19 protein-coding genes and 1 tRNA gene are annotated in these 24,017 nt (G+C 43.7%); 15 read left to right on the forward strand and 5 right to left on the reverse strand.

The annotated features are described in order from the left end of the window. The first annotated feature begins 256 nt into the window (after positions 1–256). The 7 genes from fepB to ACED60_RS09040 all read left to right on the forward strand — a co-directional run bounded on the left by fepB (position 257) and on the right by ACED60_RS09040 (position 9,669). Complete coding sequence (gene fepB / locus ACED60_RS09010) at positions 257–1,222, forward strand: Fe2+-enterobactin ABC transporter substrate-binding protein (RefSeq protein WP_076678968.1); 966 nt, start codon at positions 257–259, stop codon at positions 1,220–1,222. 32 nt (positions 1,223–1,254) lie between these two features. Then, entirely contained in the window at positions 1,255–2,295 is a 1,041-nt protein-coding gene (locus ACED60_RS09015) for a FecCD family ABC transporter permease (RefSeq protein ID WP_371727358.1), read from the forward strand. Continuing rightward, positions 2,292–3,353: an iron chelate uptake ABC transporter family permease subunit gene (locus ACED60_RS09020; RefSeq protein ID WP_102257351.1), complete on the forward strand. Its 1,062-nt coding sequence runs from the start codon at positions 2,292–2,294 to the stop codon at positions 3,351–3,353. Before ACED60_RS09015 ends, ACED60_RS09020 begins: the two co-directional genes overlap by 4 nt. Before the next feature lie 187 nt (positions 3,354–3,540). Continuing rightward, entirely contained in the window at positions 3,541–6,756 is a 3,216-nt protein-coding gene (locus ACED60_RS09025; protein WP_371727359.1) for a condensation domain-containing protein, read from the forward strand. A 198-nt stretch (positions 6,757–6,954) separates the two neighbouring features. Next, positions 6,955–7,767, forward strand: coding sequence for an ABC transporter ATP-binding protein (locus tag ACED60_RS09030; RefSeq protein ID WP_009846403.1), 813 nt, complete (start codon positions 6,955–6,957; stop codon positions 7,765–7,767). Positions 7,768–7,772: 5 nt separating this feature from the next. Next, on the forward strand, positions 7,773–8,474 hold the full coding sequence (locus ACED60_RS09035; RefSeq protein ID WP_009846404.1) for a 4'-phosphopantetheinyl transferase: 702 nt from the start codon (positions 7,773–7,775) through the stop codon (positions 8,472–8,474). A gap of 163 nt (positions 8,475–8,637) precedes the next feature. Beyond that, the gene (locus tag ACED60_RS09040) at positions 8,638–9,669 is read left to right on the forward strand and encodes a potassium channel family protein (protein ID WP_009846405.1); all 1,032 of its coding nucleotides are present in this window, start codon (positions 8,638–8,640) and stop codon (positions 9,667–9,669) included. A 118-nt stretch (positions 9,670–9,787) separates the two neighbouring features. Here the strand turns inward: ACED60_RS09040 and ACED60_RS09045 are convergent, their stop codons facing one another. Beyond that, positions 9,788–10,357, reverse strand: coding sequence for a UPF0149 family protein (locus ACED60_RS09045; RefSeq protein ID WP_371727360.1), 570 nt, complete (start codon positions 10,355–10,357; stop codon positions 9,788–9,790). A 170-nt stretch (positions 10,358–10,527) separates the two neighbouring features. Between ACED60_RS09045 and ACED60_RS09050 the strand changes: the two genes are divergently transcribed. The 5 genes from ACED60_RS09050 to ACED60_RS09070 all read left to right on the forward strand — a co-directional run bounded on the left by ACED60_RS09050 (position 10,528) and on the right by ACED60_RS09070 (position 16,937). Next, positions 10,528–12,984 carry an ATP-binding protein gene (locus tag ACED60_RS09050; protein WP_371727361.1) on the forward strand — a complete coding sequence of 819 codons (2,457 nt, stop codon included), beginning with the start codon at positions 10,528–10,530 and terminating at the stop codon, positions 12,982–12,984. 248 nt (positions 12,985–13,232) lie between these two features. Further along, positions 13,233–13,682, forward strand: coding sequence for an L-alanine exporter AlaE (locus ACED60_RS09055; RefSeq protein WP_371709341.1), 450 nt, complete (start codon positions 13,233–13,235; stop codon positions 13,680–13,682). Between the two features lie 180 nt (positions 13,683–13,862). Further along, positions 13,863–13,953 (forward strand) — tRNA-Ser (locus tag ACED60_RS09060). Positions 13,954–14,531: 578 nt separating this feature from the next. Next, positions 14,532–15,458 carry a LysR family transcriptional regulator gene (locus ACED60_RS09065; protein ID WP_065678732.1) on the forward strand — a complete coding sequence of 309 codons (927 nt, stop codon included), beginning with the start codon at positions 14,532–14,534 and terminating at the stop codon, positions 15,456–15,458. 225 nt (positions 15,459–15,683) lie between these two features. Beyond that, on the forward strand, positions 15,684–16,937 hold the full coding sequence (locus tag ACED60_RS09070; RefSeq protein WP_371727362.1) for a D-amino acid dehydrogenase: 1,254 nt from the start codon (positions 15,684–15,686) through the stop codon (positions 16,935–16,937). A gap of 80 nt (positions 16,938–17,017) precedes the next feature. Here the strand turns inward: ACED60_RS09070 and ACED60_RS09075 are convergent, their stop codons facing one another. The 4 genes from ACED60_RS09075 to ACED60_RS09090 form a co-directional block, all read right to left on the reverse strand. Continuing rightward, positions 17,018–17,755 carry a dienelactone hydrolase family protein gene (locus ACED60_RS09075; protein WP_371727363.1) on the reverse strand — a complete coding sequence of 246 codons (738 nt, stop codon included), beginning with the start codon at positions 17,753–17,755 and terminating at the stop codon, positions 17,018–17,020. A gap of 116 nt (positions 17,756–17,871) precedes the next feature. Then, a complete protein-coding gene (locus ACED60_RS09080) occupies positions 17,872–18,801 on the reverse strand; it encodes a 1-aminocyclopropane-1-carboxylate deaminase/D-cysteine desulfhydrase (RefSeq protein WP_371702739.1) in 930 nt (309 codons plus the stop codon). Between the two features lie 127 nt (positions 18,802–18,928). Beyond that, a complete protein-coding gene (locus tag ACED60_RS09085) occupies positions 18,929–20,227 on the reverse strand; it encodes a sensor histidine kinase (RefSeq protein WP_371702737.1) in 1,299 nt (432 codons plus the stop codon). Continuing rightward, on the reverse strand, positions 20,224–20,901 hold the full coding sequence (locus ACED60_RS09090; protein ID WP_009846415.1) for a response regulator transcription factor: 678 nt from the start codon (positions 20,899–20,901) through the stop codon (positions 20,224–20,226). Before ACED60_RS09090 ends, ACED60_RS09085 begins: the two co-directional genes overlap by 4 nt. A gap of 125 nt (positions 20,902–21,026) precedes the next feature. Here ACED60_RS09090 and ACED60_RS09095 point away from each other — a divergent pair, with 125 nt between their 5' ends. From ACED60_RS09095 to ACED60_RS09105, 3 genes are read left to right on the forward strand one after another with little or no spacing between them, the layout of a single operon-like run. After that, the gene (locus ACED60_RS09095; RefSeq protein WP_017098516.1) at positions 21,027–22,046 is read left to right on the forward strand and encodes a glycosyltransferase family 2 protein; all 1,020 of its coding nucleotides are present in this window, start codon (positions 21,027–21,029) and stop codon (positions 22,044–22,046) included. Beyond that, positions 22,043–23,530, forward strand: a complete 1,488-nt coding sequence (locus ACED60_RS09100) for an ArnT family glycosyltransferase (protein ID WP_371727364.1) — start codon at positions 22,043–22,045, stop codon at positions 23,528–23,530. Before ACED60_RS09095 ends, ACED60_RS09100 begins: the two co-directional genes overlap by 4 nt. Beyond that, complete coding sequence (locus ACED60_RS09105; RefSeq protein ID WP_371710648.1) at positions 23,517–23,981, forward strand: GtrA family protein; 465 nt, start codon at positions 23,517–23,519, stop codon at positions 23,979–23,981. The genes ACED60_RS09100 and ACED60_RS09105 overlap by 14 nt, the downstream gene beginning before the upstream one ends. Positions 23,982–24,017: the final 36 nt, after the last annotated feature.

Genomic DNA, 24,017 nt, shown 5'->3' on the forward strand with positions numbered 1-24,017 from the left:
CAAAGGTTACTACATGTCGATTTAACGGTGCGATGTACGTTAGTTGGGTTATTTAAGTTATTTATTTATCAATTGCTTAAAACGAAATTATACTAATGTATCCGCTAGCGAAAACCGGATTTATCTTGATTGTTCTATATGAATATAGTTAGCATATGCTTAATGGCTTAATTCAGAAAAGTTATTCAGACTCAAACTCCCAGTAGTAAGACCATTTAATTCACTAAACGCAGACTAAATGAAGTGTAAATAGTAAATGAGAATCAATATAATTTTTAAAATCATTGTTGTTTTTCTGATTTCAGCTTCGGCTTCTGTTTTCGCAGAAACCGAAATGACATCTCAAAATACTTACCCCAAGACTTTCGTTAATGCGGATGGCTCACAGACAGTGATCCCATCTAAACCGACTCGAATCCTTTCTACCTCGGTGACGATTAGTGGGACGCTACTGGCTATTGATGCTCCTTTAGCCGCAACAGCACTCACTTATGAAGGGAAGTTTTTTAGTCAATGGGCAGATATTGCTGAACAGAGAAGCGTGGAAAAGGCATGGCCTGCCGGCAGCGTTGATTTAGAGTCTGCCTATATCTATGAACCTGATTTGATTGTTGTAGCATGGCGCGGTGGTGATTCGGCGAGAGATCAAATAGCTGAATTTAAGCAAATAGCACCAACCATTATTTTGGATTACACCGCACAATCATGGCAAGACTTGGCTTTGAGGCTTGGACAGGCGACAGGGTTAGAAGAACAAGCCCAACAAAAAATTAGCCAGTTTGAGTTGTTCGTTAACCAGAGTAAAAACAAGCTACAGATACCAGAAGGCGAAACCAATATTGTGGCGTATTTTGGACCTGGAGCTACCAATGCTATCGCTTTAGAGGATGGCGTTCATGCGGACTTGCTCACTGATCTTGGTTTTAAAATGGAAGTGCAAAATCGTCAATGGCATGACAACACCGTGCCTTTATCAGATTTTATGCGTGTCCACTTTGAACTGCTGACTCAACTTAAAGCCGATACGACATTTTTGCTAGAAGCGAGCGACGACAGCGCTAATCGATTCATGCATGACCCAATCTTGATCAACCTTCCGTCCGTCCAGAATAAACAAGTCTTTGGCCTAGGTGAGAATTCATTTCGTATCGATATGTATAGTGCCACTGAAATCGTTAACGACATTGTTCAGCTTTTTGAACGAGATACAAATGCAGGTTAATGGCTAATGCCAATGGGTAAAGGATGTCCGTAATGACAAGTATTGCTGGTCCTGCAGAAGCATTTGAACAGATAAGAAATGGACAACGACGACGATGGCTGATGGCGGGAGTCGTGTTGTTATTTTTTGCCTCGTGTTTTAGCCTTTTTATCGGCACGCATTGCATATCGCCGGTAGTGACTTTGGATGCGATTTTTTCTTTTGATCCAACCAACAGTGATCATCTATTGGTTGTCCACCTTCGAATTCCACGCACCTTGTTAGCTTTAGTTGTTGGCGGTGCGCTTGGTGTTGCTGGCGTTATCATGCAAAGCTTAACTCGTAACCCATTAGCAGATCCTGGGATACTCGGTGTCAATGCGGGGGCGACAGTTGCCATAGTCTCAGCGATAGCCTTTCTGGGCATCCATGATATGGCCTATGTGATGTGGTTTGGTTTACTTGGGGCGGCTGTTTCCGGAGCGGGTGTTTTTGCACTTGCTGGGGTCAATAAAGGGGTTAACCCTGTAAGAGTTGTATTGGCGGGAACTGCTTTGTCGGTTGTGTTGCTTGCACTGACTCATATGATCACAATAAACAGCAATGAAATGGTGTTTGAACAATATAGACATTGGGCTGTGGGGTCATTTCAAGGGCGAGGTTACGATGTCTTGATCCCGGCTGCCATGTTAATAGCCATTGGATTAGTAATCGCATTTTCATTAAGTAAAGCCTTAGATACTGTCTCGTTAGGGGACGATATTGGTCACGCCTTAGGTGTTAACCCGATCAAAATATGGTGTTTTGCTTCTATTGCTATTGTGGTTTTAGCGGGGACCTCTACTGCGGCGGCTGGTCCTATCAGCTTTGTTGGTCTTACTGCCCCTCATATTGCAAGGATGGCGGCGGGGCCGGATCATAAATGGTTGATGCCTTTCTCTTTACTGATTGCATCCATTCTGGCGGTTGTCGCCGATGTGCTAGGCCGGATCGTCGGGTATCCCAATGAGATCAGTGTAGGTATTATGATTGCTCTAATCGGCGGGCCATTCTTTGTATTCTTAGTGAAACGTTGGAAGATATCTCTCCTATGATGATTGAGCCTTACACTCTTCAAAATTCTGGCTCGGGAAGTGTTGTACGCTTCGGTCAGTTTTCTTTCTGTTATCAACCGTCTCATATACTTATCGCTTTGATTTTGTTGATATCAGTTTGCGCTATTGCAACTTATTCCATGACATTGGGTAAGTTTAATATCTCGTTGCCTCAAGTGGCCGATATCATTCTTGGGGCTGGAGAGAGGGGCGTAAAAGATCGAATAATTCTTAACATAAGACTACCTAAGGTTCTTACTGCGGTCTTTGTTGGGGCTGCGTTAGGCATTTCTGGTGCGGTATTTCAATCGGTATCAAGAAATGCTCTTGGTTCTCCTGATGTCATTGGCTTTACAACGGGGGCTGCTACCGGGGCAATTGCTCAAATAGTTTTGTTTGAGCAAGGGGCTATCGAAGTGGCAATCGCGGCGATAGTCGGCGGAGTAATCACGGCTGTTATCGTTTACTTACTCGCGGTAAAAGCAGGAGTGGTTGGAGGGTATCGCTTAATACTCACTGGTATTGGGGTCGGGTCCATTTTGAGTGCGCTGAACAGCCTGATGTTAGTTAAGGGTAATTTAGACAATGCCATTTTGGCTAATCTATGGCTTGCAGGATCACTGCATGCTAGGACATGGACACATGTTTATCCTGTACTTATTGGGGTATTTCTCCTCCTCCCTTTTATGATGATACTAAAGCGTGCGCTTGCCATGATAGAGATGGGGGATGACATCGCAACTCAGCTGGGTATCCGAGTAGAGCGAGTCCGTCTTTCTATGATTTTCTTTGCTGTGGTCTTAGCCGCATTCGCGACAGGAGCTGCTGGGCCTATTGCCTTTATTGCCCTTGCTGCTCCTCAATTAGTTGGTCGATTGAGAAAGTCGCGAGCATTATCCTTGTTCTCCTCAGCTCTTATGGGCGCGTTGTTGGTCTTAACTGCGGATGTTTTAATTCAATGGTTGCCTTTTCAAGCAAGCGTGCCGATAGGCAGGATGACGGGTATTGTAGGTGGCATATATTTAATTTGGCTATTGACCCGATCTCGCCAGTTTTAAGCATAGGTACACATATCTCAATTAATGCAAATGAGAATGCTTTACATTAAGTTTTATTGAGAATAAAGTAAGCCACTGATTTTAATAAGCGTAGAGCTTAGAGCCTCCCCCAGAATACTTGTACTTTAAAGGCAGCTTTAGCTTCAAAAAGGACAGTTCTGAATTCTTTCAGACAGGAGAAAGGAAAATGATATTTAACTCGCATCACTCGAAGGAAAAGAGTGGATTTGGCAACGCAGTGACAGATTTTGAAGAACGAGTTTGGATGCACCACCAGCAGCATGATGATTCTGCTCAATACTCAGCTGCTTACCGTCTAACAGGGGAAGTCAACATTGGTCGCTTGGTTTCTTCGTTGAGTAAACTTTCTCAATTCGTCCCATCCCTTAATGTTTCTTATCAATTTGATGAGGATGCTGGTTTAGTTAAATTTCACGGTAATGAATTTTCGCAGACGATTAATATTGAAGCTGTTGATTCAGTTCAAGATGCTATTTCCCACCTGCAAGCTAATCAATCAACCCCTATAGCGCTTGAATCTCAGTCAGGAATCCAATTTACGGTTTACATTTGCGCAGAGCAAGATGTGGTGTTAGGTGTAGTTTCTCACCAAATTTTGAGTGGTGAAGTGTGCTGGAAAGAAATATTCGAAGTTGTGAGTGCTTTATATAATCATGGCCTTTGCACCATAGAGCAGAGAAAGCAGCCCACAAATATAGGAGGTTTCACGCCAATTCAAAAGCTTGAAGCTCTTTCGACATCTTGTTTGCCATGGATTAAGCGCTCTACACAGGATATTGACTTAGTACAAACCGGTGTCAGTGAAAATGTTTGTTCGTATTTACAAGCATCAGTACCACGTAAGTTTACGACTTCTATTCAAAGAGAGACCTTCGAGAACCGCCTTGGTAGGACAATGAACGAAGTAGAAATCCTCTCAGCTACTGCGGTGCTGTTCGCTCGTTACATCACCGAGTCTAATGATCTCGATAGTCTTGATGTGTTCATGCCGGTTGATTTCAGTCAGAAAAATCGAGAAATTAATGGTGCGATGATTGAGACTGGTTTGACTTATCTCAGTTTAGGGCAGCCAATTTCAGACTTAGGCCAAGCTGTTGGCGACCTTACTATGAAACTAACCGCGGCTCAGTCTCAGACCATCGAGTCAACAGAGTTTTCTCAATCAGCAGCCTTAGTGACTTGGCTTGTAGACCCCGCTGACTATTTGTCACTTGACGATGTAGAGGCTGTGAAATTACCGACTGCACCGCTTCATCCGAAGTTTGAAGTCTCTCTTGCGGTTGGTATTAACCGACAAGGTGCCCTGTCATTTGAGTTAGTTACGGGGGCAACGGTTTCTCCTCACTTAGGAGCGTTTCTATTTGAGCAATTTATTGCCTACATTGATGGCCAAAAAGTCACTAAACCTGCATTGGCAAAGCTGGATGTAAAAGCAGCACCGTTGGTGGATGAAAGTGCCGAGCCATTTTCAATTTTTGAAAAGACAATACTCGCTGAATTTAGAGATGCACTTTCTATAGAAAGCATGAACAAAGACGATGACTTCTTTGATTTTGGTGGTCATTCGCTTATTGGTACTCGAGTCATTGGTCGCTTGTTGAAGGACCATGGGATTGAAGTGAGTATTGAAGACTTATTCACCTACCGAACTGCGACTGAACTGGCTAAGCGCGCTAAGCCAATAAATCCCACGGTTATGCCGACATCAGTTGAAGCATCAAGTCCCGTTTCTGAGATAAATTCTACTGCCGAACTCATTTTGGCTGAGTTTAAAGAGGCGTTAGCTTCGGATACGATGACAGTAACGGACGATTTCTTTGACTTCGGAGGGCACTCATTGATTGCAACTCGAGTTATTGGTCGCTTGCTGACTCACCATAGTATTGAAATCAGCATTAATGATCTTTTTGGCAACCCGACGGCTCAATCGCTTGCCGAACAAGCTGTGCCGAAAAGTACCGAGTTTATTGAGTCTTCGGCATCTCTTACCGATGTTGGTTCTACACTTGCTCCATTGTCACTCGCTCAGAATTCTCTGTGGAAGGCGATTCCAAAATACGCCAAATTTGGACTCAATACGATTTTTAACTTACCGTTTGTTTTACGCTTTTTCGATGAATTGGATGAAGTGGCTTTTGGGGAAGCTTGCCGCGATATTCTAGTTCGTCATGCCACTCTAAGAAGCCATTTTTATGAACATAATGGTAATCCATGCCAACAAGTGGTTGATGTCAGTGACATCGGCAATTACAAATGGTTTTGGACTTCAGATGAATGTGAAATCGAAGATAGGGATGAGTTTCTTAAACAAGAGGCAATCCATCCCTTTGATTTAGAGAAGGAGTTCCCTCTTCGAGTAAGATTCATCCGTTGCAAGGATACGGGGCAGCAGTTCTTGTCCTTCTTGTTCCACCATATTGTTCAAGATGAATGGTCAGTGAATTTGATGATGGATGAGCTTAATTTAGCTTATAAACTGCGCGTTCAAGGTCAATCACCGGAATGGAGACATGAAGCTCTTCCAATGCACGAGTATGCTCGTATGCAGAGAGGTTCTGGAACACATCAGAAGCACCTCGATTATTGGTTGGATAATCTAAAAGATGTGCCGTGGTCTACCCCTATATTCCCTAAGAGTCACCCTTTATCAGAGAAGGCTGATCCTCAAGGGGCTAAAGGTGGTTGGGTTATCGTTGAAATTGAAGATAACGTAAGGGATGGGTTATATGCACTTGCCAAGCAGCAAAGCGCATCGCTATTCAATGTTGTTTATGCATCTATTGCAGCGGCACTCAATGTTGTTGGTGCACCCAATAAGCTCATAGTAGGAACCTCGGCTTCGGGCCGACAAGACGTTGAGTATTATGACACGATAGGTTACTTCACCACCGTAGTGGCGCATTTAGTGAATTTTGAACGCGTCCGTACGGTGGCTGAACTGGTAGCCCAAGTGAAACATACGATTAATGATTCTATGCCATATGGCGATATTCCTATCGACCTTATTGAAGAGGGTTTGGTTGGGGGGGATCCCGATGTGGATGGGCACATGTTCGAAGTCTTTATTCAACTTCACGCCAAAAGTAAATTTAGTGGTGCTTTTGAATTGTCTAATGGTGACAAAATCAACTTCCAGCAGGTTGATTCAGATCGAAGCGAATCTGGTTTAGGACTTCAGTTCGAAGTGTTAGAAGAAACCGTCAATGATGAGCAGGTGCTACGTGTAATGATGAGCTACCTTACTGAAAACTACAGTCAAGCTCAGGTTGATCTTCTGTGTGACACACTAAGAGCTCTGTTTGCAGAATTTGCTTTGAGCTCAAAGGGGGATCAGTTGCTCGAAGCAATTAAAGACCGCGTGGTTGAACCCGCAATGTTCTAAAACCGTAGGTAGATTACTCGTCCAAGAAACCATGCGTAACCTTGAGCAGCATCAAGTCTATTCTTGATGCTGCGCTTTCCCAAGTAACTGAATGGCTAGAGCTATTGAGTTAAGCAATCAAACAGCTAATTGGCTAAATAAGCAAATAGCTAAAGGTTACTTAGGGGATATTGTTTAACTTAAATGAATCAGAAGTTTATGAGCCTATCGACACCGGTTAAATCCAACATTACCTCTCGACTAAATGGAAATAACCTTAAACTTGCATACGATAATCGCGTTATTTGTGAAAATCTCGAACTTAATATTCCTGAAGGTAAATTTACGGTCATTGTCGGACCCAACGGGTGCGGAAAGTCTACCTTATTGAGAAGCTTGTGCCGCTTGTTGAAACCTTCTCAAGGTAAAATTTGTCTTGATGGTCAGAATATTCAAAAGGTGCCAGCTAAAGAGTTGGCGAGAGAGTTAGGGTTACTGCCGCAAAGCTCACAAGCTCCTGAAGGGATTCGAGTCGTTGATTTGGTGGCAAGAGGTCGCTACCCGCATCAAAAACTGTTTAAGCAGTGGAGCTTAGATGATCAAGAGGCGGTCTTTCAAGCGATGGAAGATACTGGTGTCACCGATTTGGCCGAGAGGCAGGTCGATGAACTCTCTGGAGGTCAGAAACAACGAGTTTGGATCGCCATGGTATTAGCGCAAAAGACACCGATAGTATTACTTGATGAGCCAACAACTTATTTAGACGTCGCACACCAGATTGATTTGTTGGAGTTGTTCCGTAGCCTCAATAGAGAAAAAAAACATACTATCGTTGCCGTGCTGCATGATTTGAATCAAGCCTGTCGTTATGCAGATCACCTGATTGCATTTGCTGGTGGAGAAATTGTCGCGCAAGGCGAACCTAAGTCTTTAATTGACGCCAAACTCGTTAAGCAAGTATTTGGCTTAGATAGCGTTATTATTGATGATCCTGTAAGTCATACTCCATTGATTGTGCCTCTGGGGAAGTAACTCGTATGACTTTTTTGTCAGGTTTGCAATTGCTCACCTTTGGTTCGCAAAATATTAAGGTTTGGCAGTACCACTTTGAACGACAAAGGTATACAGATTGCCTTTTTCAAGAACTTGACGTCGCGTTACCAAATGAAATGAAGCGTTCAGTAACTAAACGAAAAGCGGAGTTTATTGCCGGTCGCAGGGCGGCATTGCACGCATTACGCATTGAAGGGTGTGATTGCCTCGAACTGCCCATCGGTGAACACCGATCACCGGTTTGGCCCGAGGGTTGGATTGGAAGCATTTCTCATACCGATGATCTAGCGGTAGCGACGGTCAGTTCATTAAGTGACGTGAGCTTTGTTGGTTTGGATGTTGAAGAGCTCATCAACGAAAACCAGGTTATGTCACTCATGCCTATGTTTGTTAGCCCTCAAGAAATAAAGCACTTAGCCGGGACTCACCTTCCCATTCAATGGTTTGTCACCTTAGTGTTCTCTGCTAAGGAAAGTATTTTTAAAGCCATCTATCCCTATGTTAAGACTTATTTAGAGTTCAGCGACTCAAAGCTAATGAGTATCGATATGGATAAAGGCGAGGCACATTTTCAACTGTGTGAGCGCGGAGAAAAGGCGTTTGGCGAAGCACTAAATCTGTGTGTGTATTTCTTTTTTAAGCAAGGTAAAGTTTATACATTGGTACGCGAACCTCGCCAAGCTTGATTTGATCCAAGAAATTGTTTGTATATATTTCTAAGTCTTTTTGTACCTAAATGTGGACTATTGGCATTATTTTGGGCTCATGTGCCTTTTTCTTAAGATACATCTTGTTGATATCATTTATTTTTTCTAGCATGTAATTAAGAGAAATGGATTAGAGGCTCTAATGATAATCTGGTTACAACTCAAACGTTGGGTCAAAGCGAATATCTTTGTTTTGAATGGCAAAAACCTACTGTTTACTTTCCTCGGCTACGTGTTTTTATCGTGGTCGACATTGTATTTAGCGGGTGAAACGGACTTAACCAACTCGTTTACTACATTTGCATACTATTTAGTCGTGACGGCTTCTACGGTTGGTTATGGCGATTTGTCACCGACAACGGAAGCGGGGCGATGGATTGTTATTTTGTTTGTTATCCCTGGAGGGCTCAGCCTTTTCGCTGCTTTACTGGGTAAGGTGGCAACAGAAGGTGTTGAATATTGGCGAGCGGGCTTGTTAGGTAAAAGGAGAGTTAGAGTGGAAAACCACATTTTGATGTTGGGGTGGAATGAACAAAGAACCATTCATCTCATCCGTATGCTGCAACATGAAGAAACGGGCAAGCGACCAATCGTATTATGTACGCGTTCAGATATCGAAAATCCGTTACCCGGTGAGATCAATTTCGTTAAGGTAAACAGCTACACCGATGGTAAAGAGATGGAGAAAACGGGCATTGAGTCAGCCAGCTGTATTCTTATTGATAACCCCGAAGACGACATCACGCTGTCTGCAGCGCTTTATTGTGCGAACCGAAACCCTAAGGCTCATCTTCTGGTTTACTTTAAAGATGAGGCGTTGAGCGATTTACTGCATCAACATTGCCCAAACTCTGAATGTATTCCGGCAGTGGGTGCCGAAATGCTGGCTAAAGCTGCGGTTGATCCCGGTTCAAGTGCGCTTCATCAAGAGCTTTTAAGCTCAACTAGAGGTATGACACAGTATTCGACGTATTACCCTAAAGATGCCGAACCTGTAACCGTTGCGCCTATTTTCTCTGTATTCAAAGAGAAGTATAAAGCAACGCTGATCGCGATTGATACGGGGAGTGGTATAGAGCTTAATCCGGAGTTAGACCAAGTTGTCAGCAGCGGTACTAAGTTGTTTTACATTGCCGATGAGCGAATTGATCATTTCGATTGGAAAGGCTTTTAGACGGCTATTTAGTGTCACCTGAAACGAAAGAAGGCCTCATTGTGAGGCCTTCTTACTATCGTTCGAATATAGCGCAGCTTATTTCTTTTATATCTCTCGCTTTAGAGAGAATGGAAAATTATTGTGCTTCGGCTAATGCGATACCGCGTTGCGTTAACCCGCAAAGCATCACTGGCACAGCGTTAAAGATCTCTTCAAATTGCTCAAGGCCTTCGATGCCTTGTTCTGCAAGCGTAGCAATGGAAGTTTCTGGATTGTAAAGCATGCTGAGTGAAAGCAACACGCCGCCGACCAGTGCGTTGTCTTCACTGTCTTCGGGCATCAGTGTTTCCCAATCATCACGGGCAATCTGCCAGCCTTGAAGTAAGCCTTCACAAAAATCGCGAGCGGCTGTGTTTACAACTTCTGCATCGTCTAATTGACAAGCTTCGGGCCAACCCCAAGTACCTTCGATCAGTTCTGGGCGGGTTTTGTTCCAAAGCGCGATGATAACTTCAATGTAGCTTTCCAGCTGTTCACCATCGGTAAAAGGTGCGACTTCTTCACCACCCCAAAGGAATGGCAGCCATTCATGAGGGGTTAACACATTTGGAGCGGCTGCCATTGCAGTGACAAAGCCCATGGTTTTGTGTTCTGTGATTAGCTTTCCTTCCAACTCTGGAAGCGCAAGAATATCTTGTAAAGTCAAAGTGAGGTACCGTAAAAGGGAACATATTTGTGCTTATAGTACCAATGAACTTGCGCCAATCAAGCTTCATCTAAAAACGCTTGATGTCATTAGTGATAAACACTAGGTTAAACAGAAAAGAAAATAACAAGATAATTATGCAAATACGCTCGTCTCTCAAGAAAAAAAGTATGGTAGCGCTTGGTGTATACCTCGCAATGTTCATTGCTATTGTCGGTAGTGTGACGTATTACGTCGTAGAATCTCCTGTACGCGCTAAGTTGCAACAAAACCTCGACTTACGTACACAACTGTTATCGGAATTGATTACAGCACCCCTCGGCAGCTCTCAAGGTTTTGTTGATAGTTTGGTTGGTTTCGCTCAGGCGCAGCGCAGTGATACTGATGTTATACCGTTATTTATTAAGTCAATGTTGGCGGCGAGCGATGACACGATCGTCAGCGCAGGTATTTGGCCAGAACCGCATGCATTGGATTCTGATAAAATCCTTAACAGTTATTTTTTCAACAAAGCCGACGATGGTGATATTGACCAGCTCTTTTCTTATAACAACCCCCAAAATGCGCCTTATCAGAACGAATATTGGTATACATCTGTAGTAAACAAAGCGCAGGGAACCATTGCATGGAGCAATGTGTATATTGACCCATATACACATGTTCAAATGATCACAGCATCTTCACCTTACTATTACGATGGAACTTTTGCAGGTGTCGCGACGGTGGATCTCTCACTCGAAGAGTTGCTCGGCTTTATCAAGAACCATGCGGAAGAATACAACCTTGGTATTACTCTAAGAGACAAACTCAACCAAGTGTTGGTTTCTCATAACTTCAATCTCGTTGATGGGATTTATATTAGTAGTAACCAATTTGGAGAGTTTGGATGGCAAGTGGATGTCGTCAACTCAAAATCACGAGTAGCAGACGAAGTGTTTCGTCAGGTAATGAGCGTTGAAGGCGGTATTGTGCCGCTGTTGTTGTTGTGTGTCATGGCCGGTTATTACTTACTGAACCGCTATTTGATAAGCCCAATCACAACGATTGCCGCCCAAGTTGATAGTTCTAAAGCGGGCGAGATCATCGATGTTGACTACTCTAGTGATGATGAAATCGGACATTTGATCAAAACCTTCAACGAAAAAACCATCTATCTCGAAGCTGAGAAGGTTAAAGCTCAAGCATCAACCAATGCCAAAACGGCCTTTCTTGCGACCTTGTCACACGAAATTCGTACCCCGATGAATGGTGTATTAGGAACGGCTCAGATCTTACTGAAAACCCCTTTGAGCACAGAGCAAGAGAAGCATCTTAAGAGCCTGTATGATTCGGGTGATCATATGATGACGTTACTCAATGAAATTTTGGATTTTTCAAAGATAGAGCAGGGTCGGTTAGACCTGGATGAAACACGATTCCCGCTTGATTCAATTATAGGAAGTATCAACAGTGTCTATTACACATTGTCTTCCGAGAAAGGGCTTCAATTCAAAGTGTACTCCGAAGTGCCTTCTGGCCGTTGGTACTTCTCAGACAAAGCACGCCTTCGCCAAATTTTATTTAACCTCTTAAACAACGCAGTCAAGTTTACCTCTCGAGGCTTTGTCGAGGTGTATCTTAAAGAAGTCGTAGAGGGGAGTGACACCTACCTTAGTATTCGAGTTCGCGACACCGGTATTGGTATATCTAAAGAAGCACAAAAACGTATTTTTAAACCGTTTGAACAAGCTGGGTCTTCGACTACGAGACGCTTTGGCGGTACTGGTCTCGGGTTGGCGATTGTGAAGAAAATTGCCCAATTGATGGAGGGCAGTATTAGCGTCACCAGTGAAGAAGGGATAGGCACCAGCTTCGATGTTCGCTTGAAGATTAAACCTTGCCAGCCTGGCGAAATAGAGAGCTTGCCACATAAGAAGTTAGATTACTCTGGCTTGAAGGTACTGATTGTCGAAGATAACCGAACCAATACCGTCATTATTGAAACTTTCATGAGCAGTAAAGGCTTTACTTGTAAGAGCGTCGAAAATGGTGAACTTGCGATACAAGCCGTGGTGGCTGAGCGCTTTGATTTGGTATTAATGGATAACCATATGCCAGTGATGGACGGCGTTGAATCAACCACTGCAATTCGAGCTTTGATAGGTGAGATATCATCGGTACTGGTGTTTGGTTGTACGGCTGATGTCTTTAAAGAGACTCGCGAACGTATGCTTGGTGCGGGTGTGGATTATATTATTGCCAAGCCGATTGATGAGCGAGAGTTGGATGATGCGTTATTCCGCTATTCAAACAAGCTTTACCAATACCATGAAGTTAAAGCTCATGATCTTGATTGCCTGGGTGTGGAAAAAAACGATTCGCAAAGTAACAGCGAGGCACTACCTAAACCTGATCTACGAAACAAAGATAACACCGAAGAGCTACTCGTCACGCTGTACGTTGCGCTCGAAGATAATAACTTAGCGCTGATTAAGTCTGCATTAGAGAGCTTGCGTGTTCATGCTGAACCTATGAATAATGCAAAGCTCACAGATCACGTCGATAAAGCTTTAGAGCAGGTTTCTCTCGGTTTCACTCCTGAACAAGAAATCATCAATAGCATTACGGTAAATCTTCCTATGGCATAGTTGTTGTTTAATTACGGAAATATAATAACAAATCGCTCGTTATTTGACCTTTGTGGGTTTTGTTGGTGGAAGTGACTGCTTTTAAAGTGGTTTTTGGTTGTTAATTTACAACTTTATTTTTAATTTGGAGTGTATGACTGCTTATATTGTGATTTAATAGTGACATTATCTGGCTAGGTGTAATCTAGCCTTGTTTATGTGTTGTTAAATCACCAATTAAGTAGTGATATATTTTAGGTTTATCGTCAATGAAGTCTCGTGGTCCATTCTGTATTCGAAACGCAGCTGCGGATACATTCGCTATGGTCGTTTTCTGTTTTATTTCTGGAATGATTGTTGAAGTGTTTATTTCTGGTATGACGTTTGAGCAGTCTCTTGCTTCTCGAACGTTATCTATTCCGGTAAACATAGCTATCGCTTGGCCTTATGGAGTCTTTCGTGATTGGTTCTTGCGTAACGGCGCAAAGCTTTCACAAAACTCATTGATGAAAAATTTGTCTGACTTGGTGGCGTACGTGTTATTCCAGTCACCTGTGTATGCCGGTATTTTATTGGCAGTAGGTGCTTCGAGCGACCAGATTGTTACGGCTGTCACCAGTAACGCTGTTATCTCATGTGGTATGGGCGTGCTGTACGGTTATTTCTTAGATATGTGCCGTAAATGGTTTAGAGTTCCGGGCTACTATCAACAAGCTTAAGAAAAGCAACAAGCGTAAGTACAACGATAGAATGAAATTTGGTTTGTTTTTGATCTAATGAGTTAATTTGTAATCGAACAAACTGAAAAAGGCACTTTTTTTGATAATGCCTCTTGACCAAAGCAAGCAGAATCAATAAAGTAGCGCCTCGTTGAGTGACAAGCTCAACACACAATTTGTGGAAGGATGGCTGAGTGGCTTAAGGCGCTCGCCTGGAAAGCGAGTATACGTTTATAGCGTATCTGGGGTTCAAATCCCCATCCTTCCACCACTATTCAAAACCCTAGCAGAAATGCTGGGGTTTTCTCGTTTTAGAGCACCTATATTTTATCTCTATCTCTATCTCTATCTCTAGCCCAAAGTCCTTTGCCTAGTTATCACGCCTTCCAACGCTATTTATGACCACTTGCTTACTGTGATTGGTATTATACCAATCGTAGTAAATAACTGGTCACCCTAGCTTGTTAAAAACCTCGATAACTTCGTTAGAATTTTTGATTGTAGAATAACTACTTATCGAAAAATTCTGCCTTGTTCTCAAGCTTTTTTCCTACGCTATGTTTGATCACTTATTTACTGTGATTGGTATTACTCAAGTGAAAGCCGAACTTCAAAGGTGCCATGTCATCGAAAATGTTTCGTTAAGCGGTTTCAAACAGGTTCTTTAAGCTCTTTCCATCTGTCTATCAAGAGTAGATCGAATAAACGAGCATGAGCCTTTAGCTGTCTTGAAGTGACTCGGTGCACAAGTTAGTAAGTGTAAATACGTTCTTGATAAAATGGGATACATGTTCGCAGCCAATTTGTGAGACGCTTGATCTAGTGTCAGTCGAATCACAAGGAAGTTGAATGCATCACTTTAATATCCGCGCTCTTGAGTATTTAAACGCGTTGTCTAAGTATGGCTCATTGCGTAAGGCATCCAAGATGATGAATGTTGACCCTGCTGCAATGAGCAGAATGCTGACCCAGCTCGAAGCGCAAGCGGGAATGAAAGTTTGGGAACGCAACAACCGCCAATCACTGTTAACTGAGGCGGGTAATGAGCTGCTGCATTACTATCGTTCCATTGTTCGTGGAGAGGCTGCAGTGCTTACTCGACTAGCCAAGCTTAAAAACCTCAAAGGAGGCAGTGTCAGTATTGCCATCGGTGAAGGGTTTATTACCAACTTGGTGTCAAAGCCGATGCAAACCTTTATGACCCGTTATCCTGATATCAACCTTTCTATTGAAATTGCAGGGGCATTGGACGCGGTCAAGATGTTGGAAGATCAACAGATAGACTTCGCAATAACCTATGCTTCTGCTCCACATCCTAAACTGCACTCCCACGTTGAACGTAGCCATCCGCTCGAATTGATTGCTCCGAAGGGGCACTTCCTTACGATGAAAGAAGCACCTGTGACACTGCAAGATATTAAGGATGTGTCTTTGGCGTTGATCGACAACTCAACAGGGATGGGTCGATTGGTCAAGCATGCCGAGCAAATGTCACATTTCACGTTAGAACCTAAGCTTCAGACGAACTCAGTCACTGCACTGACTAACTTTGTTTCAGCAGGGTTGGGTGTCACCTTTATGCCTAAGCTCACGGTGATCGATGAAATAAAGTCAGGGCAGATTGAAGTGGTTGCGACCGAGTTGGAGATGCTATCGAAGGCGACGGTTAAGGTTCAATCTTTAAAAGACCGCGCACTCACGCTACAGGCCGAAACCTTGTTAGATTTCTTACTTGAAAACGCCACTTTCTTGAGTCATGACGCTTACAATATCTAAGAATAGTAGATTTACTTCGCGACTCCTCCTAAGCGACCAAATACCGCCAATATCACAGTTCCAAATTGCCGAATTCGTTTTTAAGTTGAATTGAGTTTTTGTCAACGCTACCTCTATTGTTAAGTCAACATGCGCGGAATAAGTTACAAATTATTAACGAAACGAGTTTTAGACTGACAGCTGTGTTCGACAGATTTTGGCTTTGTCGGGCATTAGGAGAAGAGAATGGAAGTTATTGTAATTGGTAGCGGTGTTATTGGGTTAACCAGTGCTTGGTACCTTGCGAAAGAAGGTCATACAGTGACGGTTATTGATCGTCAAGATAGCAGTGGCAAGGAAACCAGCTTTGCGAATGCAGGGCAAATTTCTTACGGATATTCTTCACCATGGGCGGCACCGGGGATTCCGTTGAAAGCAATGAAATGGCTTACCCAAGAGCATGCGCCTCTAAAAGTGAAGCCGTCACTTTCTCCTGAATTAGTTGCTTGGGCGACTAAGATGTTGGCCAACTGTAATGAAGCCAAGTACGCCATGAATAAGTCACGCATGTTAAGAGTGGCAAACTTCAGTCGAGAGTGTCTCACTCATCTAAGAACCAGTGAAGATTTAGCTTATGAGGGCAGGCAGAAAGGCACCTTGCAAGTATTCAGAAGCGAGAAGCAACTCGATGCTATTCAGCAGGATATGATGCTATTAACAGAGAGTGGGATCGAACACTCGCTGTTTGATGTTGACCAGTGTCTGTCAGTGGAGTCGGGTTTAGCGGACGTTAAAGACAAGCTGGTGGGCGGCTTATACTTACCTCATGATGAAACCGGTGATTGCCATCAGTTCTGTTTAACCTTGACTGAGAAAGCCAAGCAACTCGGTGTTAGGTTCGTGTTTGATACTGAAGTGGTAAGTTTGAATCATCAGAATCAAGCCATTGAGACTATTACAACGACTCAAGGCGAGTTTAAAGCGGATGCTTACGTGGTCGCGTCAGGAAGCTATTCTCGAGAACTATTAAAGCAAGTCGACTTGTCTATACCGGTTTACCCAGTGAAAGGATATTCACTAACATTGCCTATCGTGAATGTAGATAAGTCACCGACTTCGACTGTTATGGATGAAACCTACAAGGTCGCGATGACGCGATTTGATGATCGTATTCGTATCGCGGGTACGGCAGAACTCGCTGGTTTTGACTACCTAATCCCAGAAAAACGTAAAGCCACGATTGATATGGTGATAAAAGATCTTTTCCCACAAGCGGGGGACTTTTCTAAGGCTGAATACTGGACTGGGCTAAGACCAATGACGCCAGATGGCACGCCTATCATCGGCAAGACGCCTATCAAAAATTTATTTACCAATACAGGTCATGGAACATTAGGTTGGACAATGGCATGTGGCTCAGGAAAGATCTTAGCAAGCATAGTCAGTGGCTCTGCCTGTGATATTAAATCTGATGACTTAAGTATCCATCGTTATTTGTAACAACATGATGTAGTGATGGTGAAAGTAACCCCATTCTAAGTTTTAGAATGGGGTTGTTTTTTCTGGGTGGGTATCGAAAGTTATCTGGTGGTGGTTTCTAGTACATGGGTAAATCTATCCCACGATTTCTGGTCAGCTTCTTGTTGATAGTTGTTTGAGCCGAATACGGTAAAGGCATGTGGCGCACCACTGTAGGTGATCATTTCATGCGGAACCTTGCTTGATTCAAGTTGAGCTGCGAGGCTTCCAAAGTCGTGCATTGATATCATGGCGTCTGCTGTACCATGGAACACGACAACTGGAGCTTTTGTCTCAGAGTAGTCTTGTCCTTTAGGTGTCGATAAACCGCCATGGAAGGTGACATAAGCTTTCGATGGGATGCCAGCACGAGCGGCTTCTAAAACGGCTGCGCCACCAAAACAGTAACCCATCATCACGTTGTTATCTAAGTTACCACCAAGCCTTTTCGCTTCCATCGCTCCCGCATTAAGTAGTGCACGCATTTTTTCTCTGTCTTTATACAACTCGCCTGTGTGTTGTTTTTTGTCTTTCACTTCGGTAGGGCGAATGCCTTTACCAAATAGGTCGATGGCGAACACGTTGTAACCGAGTTCGTTGAGCATCTCAGAACGTTTCTTTTCGTAATCAGTTAAGCCATCCCAATCGTGAATTAGCAGCACCAAAGGCGCTTGGTCACTGGCTTCACTCCAATAACCTTCGTAATCCATACCATCGACTTGGTAAGTGATGTTTTCTCCTGAAATCGCAGAGAAGGGCAGTAAAACTGAAAACAGGCCGAGCGTAGTGATTGTTCGCATGCGTGATTCCTTTCGATGACAATTGATGTTCCAATCGAAAGTATAGATAACGCGATGATTCTCGCCAGATTTCAGTTTATAACTTGAATAGCTAAACTGGAGAATAAAGGAAAAAATTACCAAGATGTGTTGGTTTTGCTAATGCTCATCTCCGGATACTTCCGCTGATAGCGCGGCAACATCGATTCATTGCCTAAGATGCCGCCTTGATGAATATAGATGATGGTCTTAGTTGGGTTGTCTTGTTGCCACTGTACTAAGCATTGCCACATCAACGGGTCATAGAGCAGGTCAAACTCAATGTCAGTTTGCTCTTGCAGGTCTAACCAAGTTTGATAATCCTGCTGATACAACTTACCAAAATGGTGTTTGGTTTTGAGCGGTAAAATCTGTGGGTGATCGGATTCGCCAAGTTCATCGAATTGCTGAGTTAAATAGTCATTACCACCTACACACGCACAGGTTAACACCGGGATATTGTGTACTTTTAAATGCTTATGTAGATACAGAGCCGTACTGCCTGTACCAGCGGGTAGTGCCACCACAAAATCGTGTTTGTTTTCGAAGCGCGTCCAGCTGAGTATTTCCATCGCCAGTTGCTTCACGCCATATTCAGAAAGCTGAGAACGTCCACCTTCAGGTAACACAATACAATCGGAACCTGGTTGCCTTATTTGTCCAATATACGCTTGTGGATGAAGCTCAGAGCCTGTTTCTTTGACTGAAATAACCTTAGCCCCAAGATCGATAGCGCCACGGTAGTTGCCGAGTGGGCGTTCTTGTAGCCATTGAGGAAGGTGGTCGACGTAAAACTCAAGCGTCCAGCCTTTGATTTTTGCAAGTGCGGCTAGCGAGAACAAGGAGTTAGCTTGAGCGGACCCATAGCTTATTAGAGTGGTGGTGTTTGGGTGATCGTCTTCCAGTAGCTTCATGAACTTTCTGGCTTTGTTGCCGCAAAAGTGGGAGTGAAGCTTATCGTCTCGCTTTAAGAAAAAGGTGTGATCGTTGTATTGATGCTGAGTTACAGGGCTATTATTTAGTTTCATCGCACTTAGACAAAATGCTGACTCAAGAGCCAGCATTTTTAAATCAAAAAGGACTACTGAGTATCTAGTAGCTAGCGAGTGCTGTAAACCAACTAAATCAAGTTTTCATAGAGTATTGAGCTTCGTATTACGAGTTTGCTTGCTTTAATGTGGATAAGGAGGAATCTGTCTGAAAGGCGATTCTTGCAGTACACCCTCCAGAGTTGCGATTGACCAACTCAAAGTCCCAATGGAAGCGCTGGCACAAGTCGTCGACAATCAATAAACCTAATCCATGACCATTCGGATTGTACTGTTCCTGAAGGCCTTCTCCTTGGTCTTCAATTACCAGATTGTCTTGTGAGAGAGTGATGCTCACTGTGCCACTATTGGTCGCTGCAATCGCATTTCTCAACAAGTTGCCAACCAACATGTTCATGATCGCACTGGTGGCTTGAATTATAGGCTCAGATTGAATGAGTAGGGATATTTCGACTGCTTTCTCATTTGCTTGTAACGTATTTTTGGAAACGATGGTCTCTAATTCTTGCTGGCTAAACAAGCGCAGCGGTGCATCGTCACTATTTCTTTCGTAACGAACTAGGCCAAGCAAAGCATCGACCATCTCAGACATCTGAACAATGGCTTCATCAATGCGTTCAACCTGCCGAGATTGAAACTCGGTGGTTTCGCTTCTTAATAGCAATTTATTCGCACCACGAGCAACGGTTAGTGGTGTTCTTAACTCATGGCTTGAGTATCGAGCAAAGGCTTGTTCACGCTTGACCAAGGAATTGATTTCTCGACGATACTGATTCAGTTGATCGGTTAGCTGACGAAATTCAACTGCCGCATCATCGCTCACACCGAACTCTTCGTTGAGATTGAGTTTATTCGACTCAAGTTGCTCAGACAGAGAGTTGAATGGTTCAATCAGTCGTTTTGAGAGTCGATAGAGCAGAGCACCAAAACTAAAAATTAAGATAGAAAGTAACGTGAGCACAAAGGCGGTCGCGTACACAAGTTCAGAAATAGCAAATTCAACACGGTCTATTTCGGAAAGTAGGATTATTGGGTGGGTTTTTCCTTTGTCAGAATACTCGCCAACATAGACCATTCTTGACTCTGGCTCTTCGCCGATCTCTCCGAGAAAGCTCTCTTTATTTGCAATGAGCTTATAATATTCGGGAGGTACGAATGACGGGTCGTTATAGGCGACTGTCAGATCATCAATTCTTAACTCACCACTTTCTCCGGCTTGAAATAGCTCGACGGCGTAATTGCGGTCAATCAAGATGCGTCTTTCACCGACCCGGTCTTCAGACATGTAGAGCGCGACAATAAAAACGACATAGACGAACGCAGACACAATCACGGCCATTAGCCCAAAGAAAACAGCTAAGCGGCCGGTGAGGGTTTTAGTGCTTGTCAGAAAGTTGGAAATCAATTCGATGACTCCAAGCGGAATCCTATTTTAGGAACCGTAATCAACATTTGACTGTCAAAAGGCTTGTCGAGTTGATTTCGTAATTGATAGATATGACTGCGCAGCACATCATTATTGGGTTCATCTTCTTCCCATAACTTGTAGGAGATATCTTCACGAGTCACCACTTCTGGTGCGTTTTGGCAGAGCATCTCAAGTATGGTGTAAGTGGTTGGGTTTAGCGCAAGAAGCTTATCTTGGCGGTAAGCTTTACGGGTTTTTTGGTCGATGGTGAGTTCACCGAACTGAAGTTTTGAAGAGGCTACTTTTCCGCGGTAACGACGAACTAGTGCGTTCATTCTTGCTTCTAAAATATCCAAATCAAAAGGCTTGGTTAGATAGTCATCGGCACCATGCTCAAACCCTTTCAACATATCATCGCGGCTATCTAGCGCGGTCAGCATCAAAATAGGTGTCGCGTTGCCTTGGTCTCGCAATTTATTACAAACCGTGAGGCCGTCCATTCTTGGCAACATCAGATCCAATATGATGATATCAAATGAGTTTTCCAACGCGAGTTGCAGGCCGAGTTCGCCGTTGTCCGCATAATCGAGTTCCATACCAATACACTCAAAATAATCAAACAAGACACCTGCGATTTCACGGTTATCTTCGACTAATAGAACTCGTTTCATTTTGATTCTCATACAGAAATAGACGGTAACATTATCCTGAGTGAGCGTGAAAAATATGTCAATAACATAACTTTCACTTATGGGAGGGTAGATTGGGTTCAGATTAAAAAATAGAAGAACGTATTATGTCTGAACTTCATATAAGCCGCCCTAAGATATCTACATCGCAGATCAACCCTGCGGTTTCTCTGTCTATCATTGTGCCTTTTTACGATGAACAAGAGGTATTGGAAGAGTTCCACTCTCGCCTTACCAAGGTGCTTGATAGCTTGCCCATCAAGAGTGAAATCGTTTATGTCGACGACGGTAGCAAAGACAGCAGCTTGGAGTTGGTGAGTTCATTCACTTCAATCAATAGCTCAATTTCTGTTATCGGTTTAAGCCGTAATTTTGGCAAAGAATCAGCGATGAGCGCAGGCCTTGAGCACTGTCGTGGACAAGCGGTGATTTTGCTAGACGCTGACCTACAAGATCCACCTGAGCTTATCCCGCAAATGATTGCTAAGTGGCGCGAAGGTTATGACGTCGTCAATATGCAGCGCAGCCAGCGTGATGGTGAAACATGGTTTAAGAAGTTTTCAGCAGCGAGCTTTTACAAAGTCATGAACGTGGCTGCGAAGATTGATGTTCCTGAGAATGTGGGTGATTTTCGACTGTTAAGCCGAGAGGTTGTCGACCATATCAATCAGCTTCCAGAACGTAACCGCTACATGAAAGGCATTTTTTCATGGCCGGGTTTCCGACAAGCGACACTCCAATTTAAGCGTGATGCTCGCTTCTGTGGCGAGACCAAGTGGAACTATTTGAAACTCATCGGATTGGCGATGGATGGCATCACATCATTCTCTATCCGCCCACTGCGTATTGCGACGGCAGTTGGTGGATTAGTGGCGCTTACTGCTTTCGTGTATGGCGTCTTCATCGTGTTCAAAACCATGATGTTTGGTGAGCCAATTACGGGTTATCCGTCAATGATGGTCGTGCAACTTGCACTTGGCGGAATCCAACTGTTGAGTATTGGTTTAATGGGGGAGTACATAGGTCGTATTTTCATCGAAACCAAGAATCGCCCTCTTTATCTGATCCAATCGGTCGTTGATACACCTGCATTGAAAACACATTTTAAATTAGAGGAATCAGCATGAGTCTGAACAGAACGCATCTATGGTATTTGTTGGCTTTTGCACTAGTTTTAAGGCTTTTATCTTTGGCGACTTATCCGTTAATGGACACCACTGAAGCGCGCTATGGAGAAATGGCTCGCTTGATGGTAGAAACTGGCAATTGGTTAACCCCTCAGTTTGATTACGGTATTCCTTTTTGGGGTAAGCCACCGTTGTTCACATGGATGAGTGCTGCTGGTATTGAGTTGTTCGGCTTGAGTGAGTTTGCTGTGCGTGCTCCGCATTGGTTAGCAGGTTTCGCGACGATTCTATTGGTCGCGTATCTGGCGAAGCGTACGGGACAAAGTGCCTTAGTGGCGGCTGTTGTATTGGCAACATGTGGGATTTTCTCTATCGCCGCGGGTGCTGTGATGACCGACATGGCGTTAACGTTAGCCATGACCATCGCGATGCTGGGCTTTTACTTATGTTGGCTCGGTGGAGAAGACTGTAAAGGCGAAGGAAGTGAGAGAACCAACAAAACCTGGGGTTACGTTGGCTTTATTGGTTTAGCGCTAGGTTTACTTGCAAAAGGGCCTGTTTCGATTGTAATCATGGGTATCGCAGTTTTCCCTTGGTTAGTCTTACAGCATGGCTTCTTCGGTGCTTTTAAAGTGCTTTGGCAACGCTTTCCACTGTTGTCGGGCTTAGGCGTGATGTTGGCGATTGCCTTACCGTGGTACATCATGGCGGAAATGGCAACGCCGGGTTTCATTGACTACTTCATCGTTGGCGAACACTTTAAGCGTTTTGTTGTGAGTGGTTGGGAGGGCGACTTATACGGTTCTGCTCATGATGAAACCAGAGGCATGATCTGGGTGTTTTGGATTCAGGCCGCTGCGCCGTGGTCGATTGTATTACCTATTTTAACTTTCGCTCGTCGCAAGAAAATTGCGGAAATTAACGCTGAGAATAGTGGGTTGTTTTCATTCCTTGTCTGTTGGTTGATTTCGCCACTGATTCTTTTCACTATGGCGGGCAATATTCTCCCTGCGTACGTACTGCCGGGGATTCCAGCCCTTGGGATGCTGGTTGCTATACTTGTGGTGGAAAAAGATAAGAAGTGGTTTTCGAGTGTGGCTTTGGTGCTACCTGTGCTGTTAATGATTGCGATGGTTTACCTGAACTTAGGGAAGGCGAACGAGAAAAGTGACCGTATTATTTTTGAACAGATTACGAATTCTGCGCCAAGTTTTTATGTGGGTAAAAGACCATTCTCAGGGCAATTTTACAGTCATGGGCAAGCGAAAAAGCTTCTTGATATCGAGCAACTAAATGGCATCGATAAATTCTATTTGATCGGCCATAAAGCGGAAGTGGAAATTAAGATCAAAGAGAACGCATTAACGTGTATTTTGGAACCGACGGTCAAGATTAAGCGTGCTCTGTTCACCTGCCATCACCAGAGCAACACACCAAATTTTTCGTTGAATCATATTGAAAGTGAAAATGATGTTCAGCGTTAACTCAAGGCTACGAATGTTCAATGACAAGCTTCAATCACATAGCCAAAGACTACAGTCCCACCACAAGATGGTTCGATTTGCTGTGGTTGGTGTTGGTGGGTTTGTTGTTGATTGTTTGGTTTTTGCATTGCTGCATTATGTTGTTGGGCTGCCTTTAATGATGGCGCGAATTAGCTCCTTTATTGCTGCTGCAACGACGACATGGTTGGGTAATCGTATACTGACTTTTGAATATAAAGGGCGAGGTCATTGGTCTGAGAAGCTGATTCAGTGGCAAAAGTTTATGTTTACCGCATCAATATCAGCGGTACCTAATTTGCTGTGCTTTAAGCTGATGACGGAATTGCTGCCTGCGTTTACTGGGGCAGTATTTATTGCCATGGCGGTTGGTATCTTGGTGGGCATGGTCACTAACTATTTGTTTAGTCAGTATTGGGTCTTTACCCGTTAGAATCCCTTGTAATCACATAACCAAGTGAAACTTTTG

The sequence above is a fragment of the Vibrio sp. 1F279 genome, from assembly GCF_041439815.1.
Classification (GTDB): domain Bacteria; phylum Pseudomonadota; class Gammaproteobacteria; order Enterobacterales; family Vibrionaceae; genus Vibrio; species Vibrio tasmaniensis_A.

Bases quoted from the DNA above. Each gene is read 5' to 3' on its own strand.
- fepB (WP_076678968.1), top strand. From the start codon at position 257: ATGAGAATCAATATAATTTTTAAAATCATTGTTGTTTTTCTGATTTCA.
- ACED60_RS09015 (WP_371727358.1), top strand. From the start codon at position 1,255: ATGACAAGTATTGCTGGTCCTGCAGAAGCATTTGAACAGATAAGAAAT.
- ACED60_RS09020 (WP_102257351.1), top strand. From the start codon at position 2,292: ATGATGATTGAGCCTTACACTCTTCAAAATTCTGGCTCGGGAAGTGTT.
- ACED60_RS09025 (WP_371727359.1), top strand. From the start codon at position 3,541: ATGATATTTAACTCGCATCACTCGAAGGAAAAGAGTGGATTTGGCAAC.
- ACED60_RS09030 (WP_009846403.1), top strand. From the start codon at position 6,955: ATGAGCCTATCGACACCGGTTAAATCCAACATTACCTCTCGACTAAAT.
- ACED60_RS09035 (WP_009846404.1), top strand. From the start codon at position 7,773: ATGACTTTTTTGTCAGGTTTGCAATTGCTCACCTTTGGTTCGCAAAAT.
- ACED60_RS09040 (WP_009846405.1), top strand. From the start codon at position 8,638: ATGATAATCTGGTTACAACTCAAACGTTGGGTCAAAGCGAATATCTTT.
- ACED60_RS09050 (WP_371727361.1), top strand. From the start codon at position 10,528: ATGGTAGCGCTTGGTGTATACCTCGCAATGTTCATTGCTATTGTCGGT.
- ACED60_RS09055 (WP_371709341.1), top strand. From the start codon at position 13,233: ATGAAGTCTCGTGGTCCATTCTGTATTCGAAACGCAGCTGCGGATACA.
- ACED60_RS09065 (WP_065678732.1), top strand. From the start codon at position 14,532: ATGCATCACTTTAATATCCGCGCTCTTGAGTATTTAAACGCGTTGTCT.
- ACED60_RS09070 (WP_371727362.1), top strand. From the start codon at position 15,684: ATGGAAGTTATTGTAATTGGTAGCGGTGTTATTGGGTTAACCAGTGCT.
- ACED60_RS09075 (WP_371727363.1), bottom strand. From the start codon at position 17,755: ATGCGAACAATCACTACGCTCGGCCTGTTTTCAGTTTTACTGCCCTTC.
- ACED60_RS09080 (WP_371702739.1), bottom strand. From the start codon at position 18,801: ATGAAACTAAATAATAGCCCTGTAACTCAGCATCAATACAACGATCAC.
- ACED60_RS09090 (WP_009846415.1), bottom strand. From the start codon at position 20,901: ATGAAACGAGTTCTATTAGTCGAAGATAACCGTGAAATCGCAGGTGTC.
- ACED60_RS09095 (WP_017098516.1), top strand. From the start codon at position 21,027: ATGTCTGAACTTCATATAAGCCGCCCTAAGATATCTACATCGCAGATC.
- ACED60_RS09100 (WP_371727364.1), top strand. From the start codon at position 22,043: ATGAGTCTGAACAGAACGCATCTATGGTATTTGTTGGCTTTTGCACTA.
- ACED60_RS09105 (WP_371710648.1), top strand. From the start codon at position 23,517: ATGTTCAGCGTTAACTCAAGGCTACGAATGTTCAATGACAAGCTTCAA.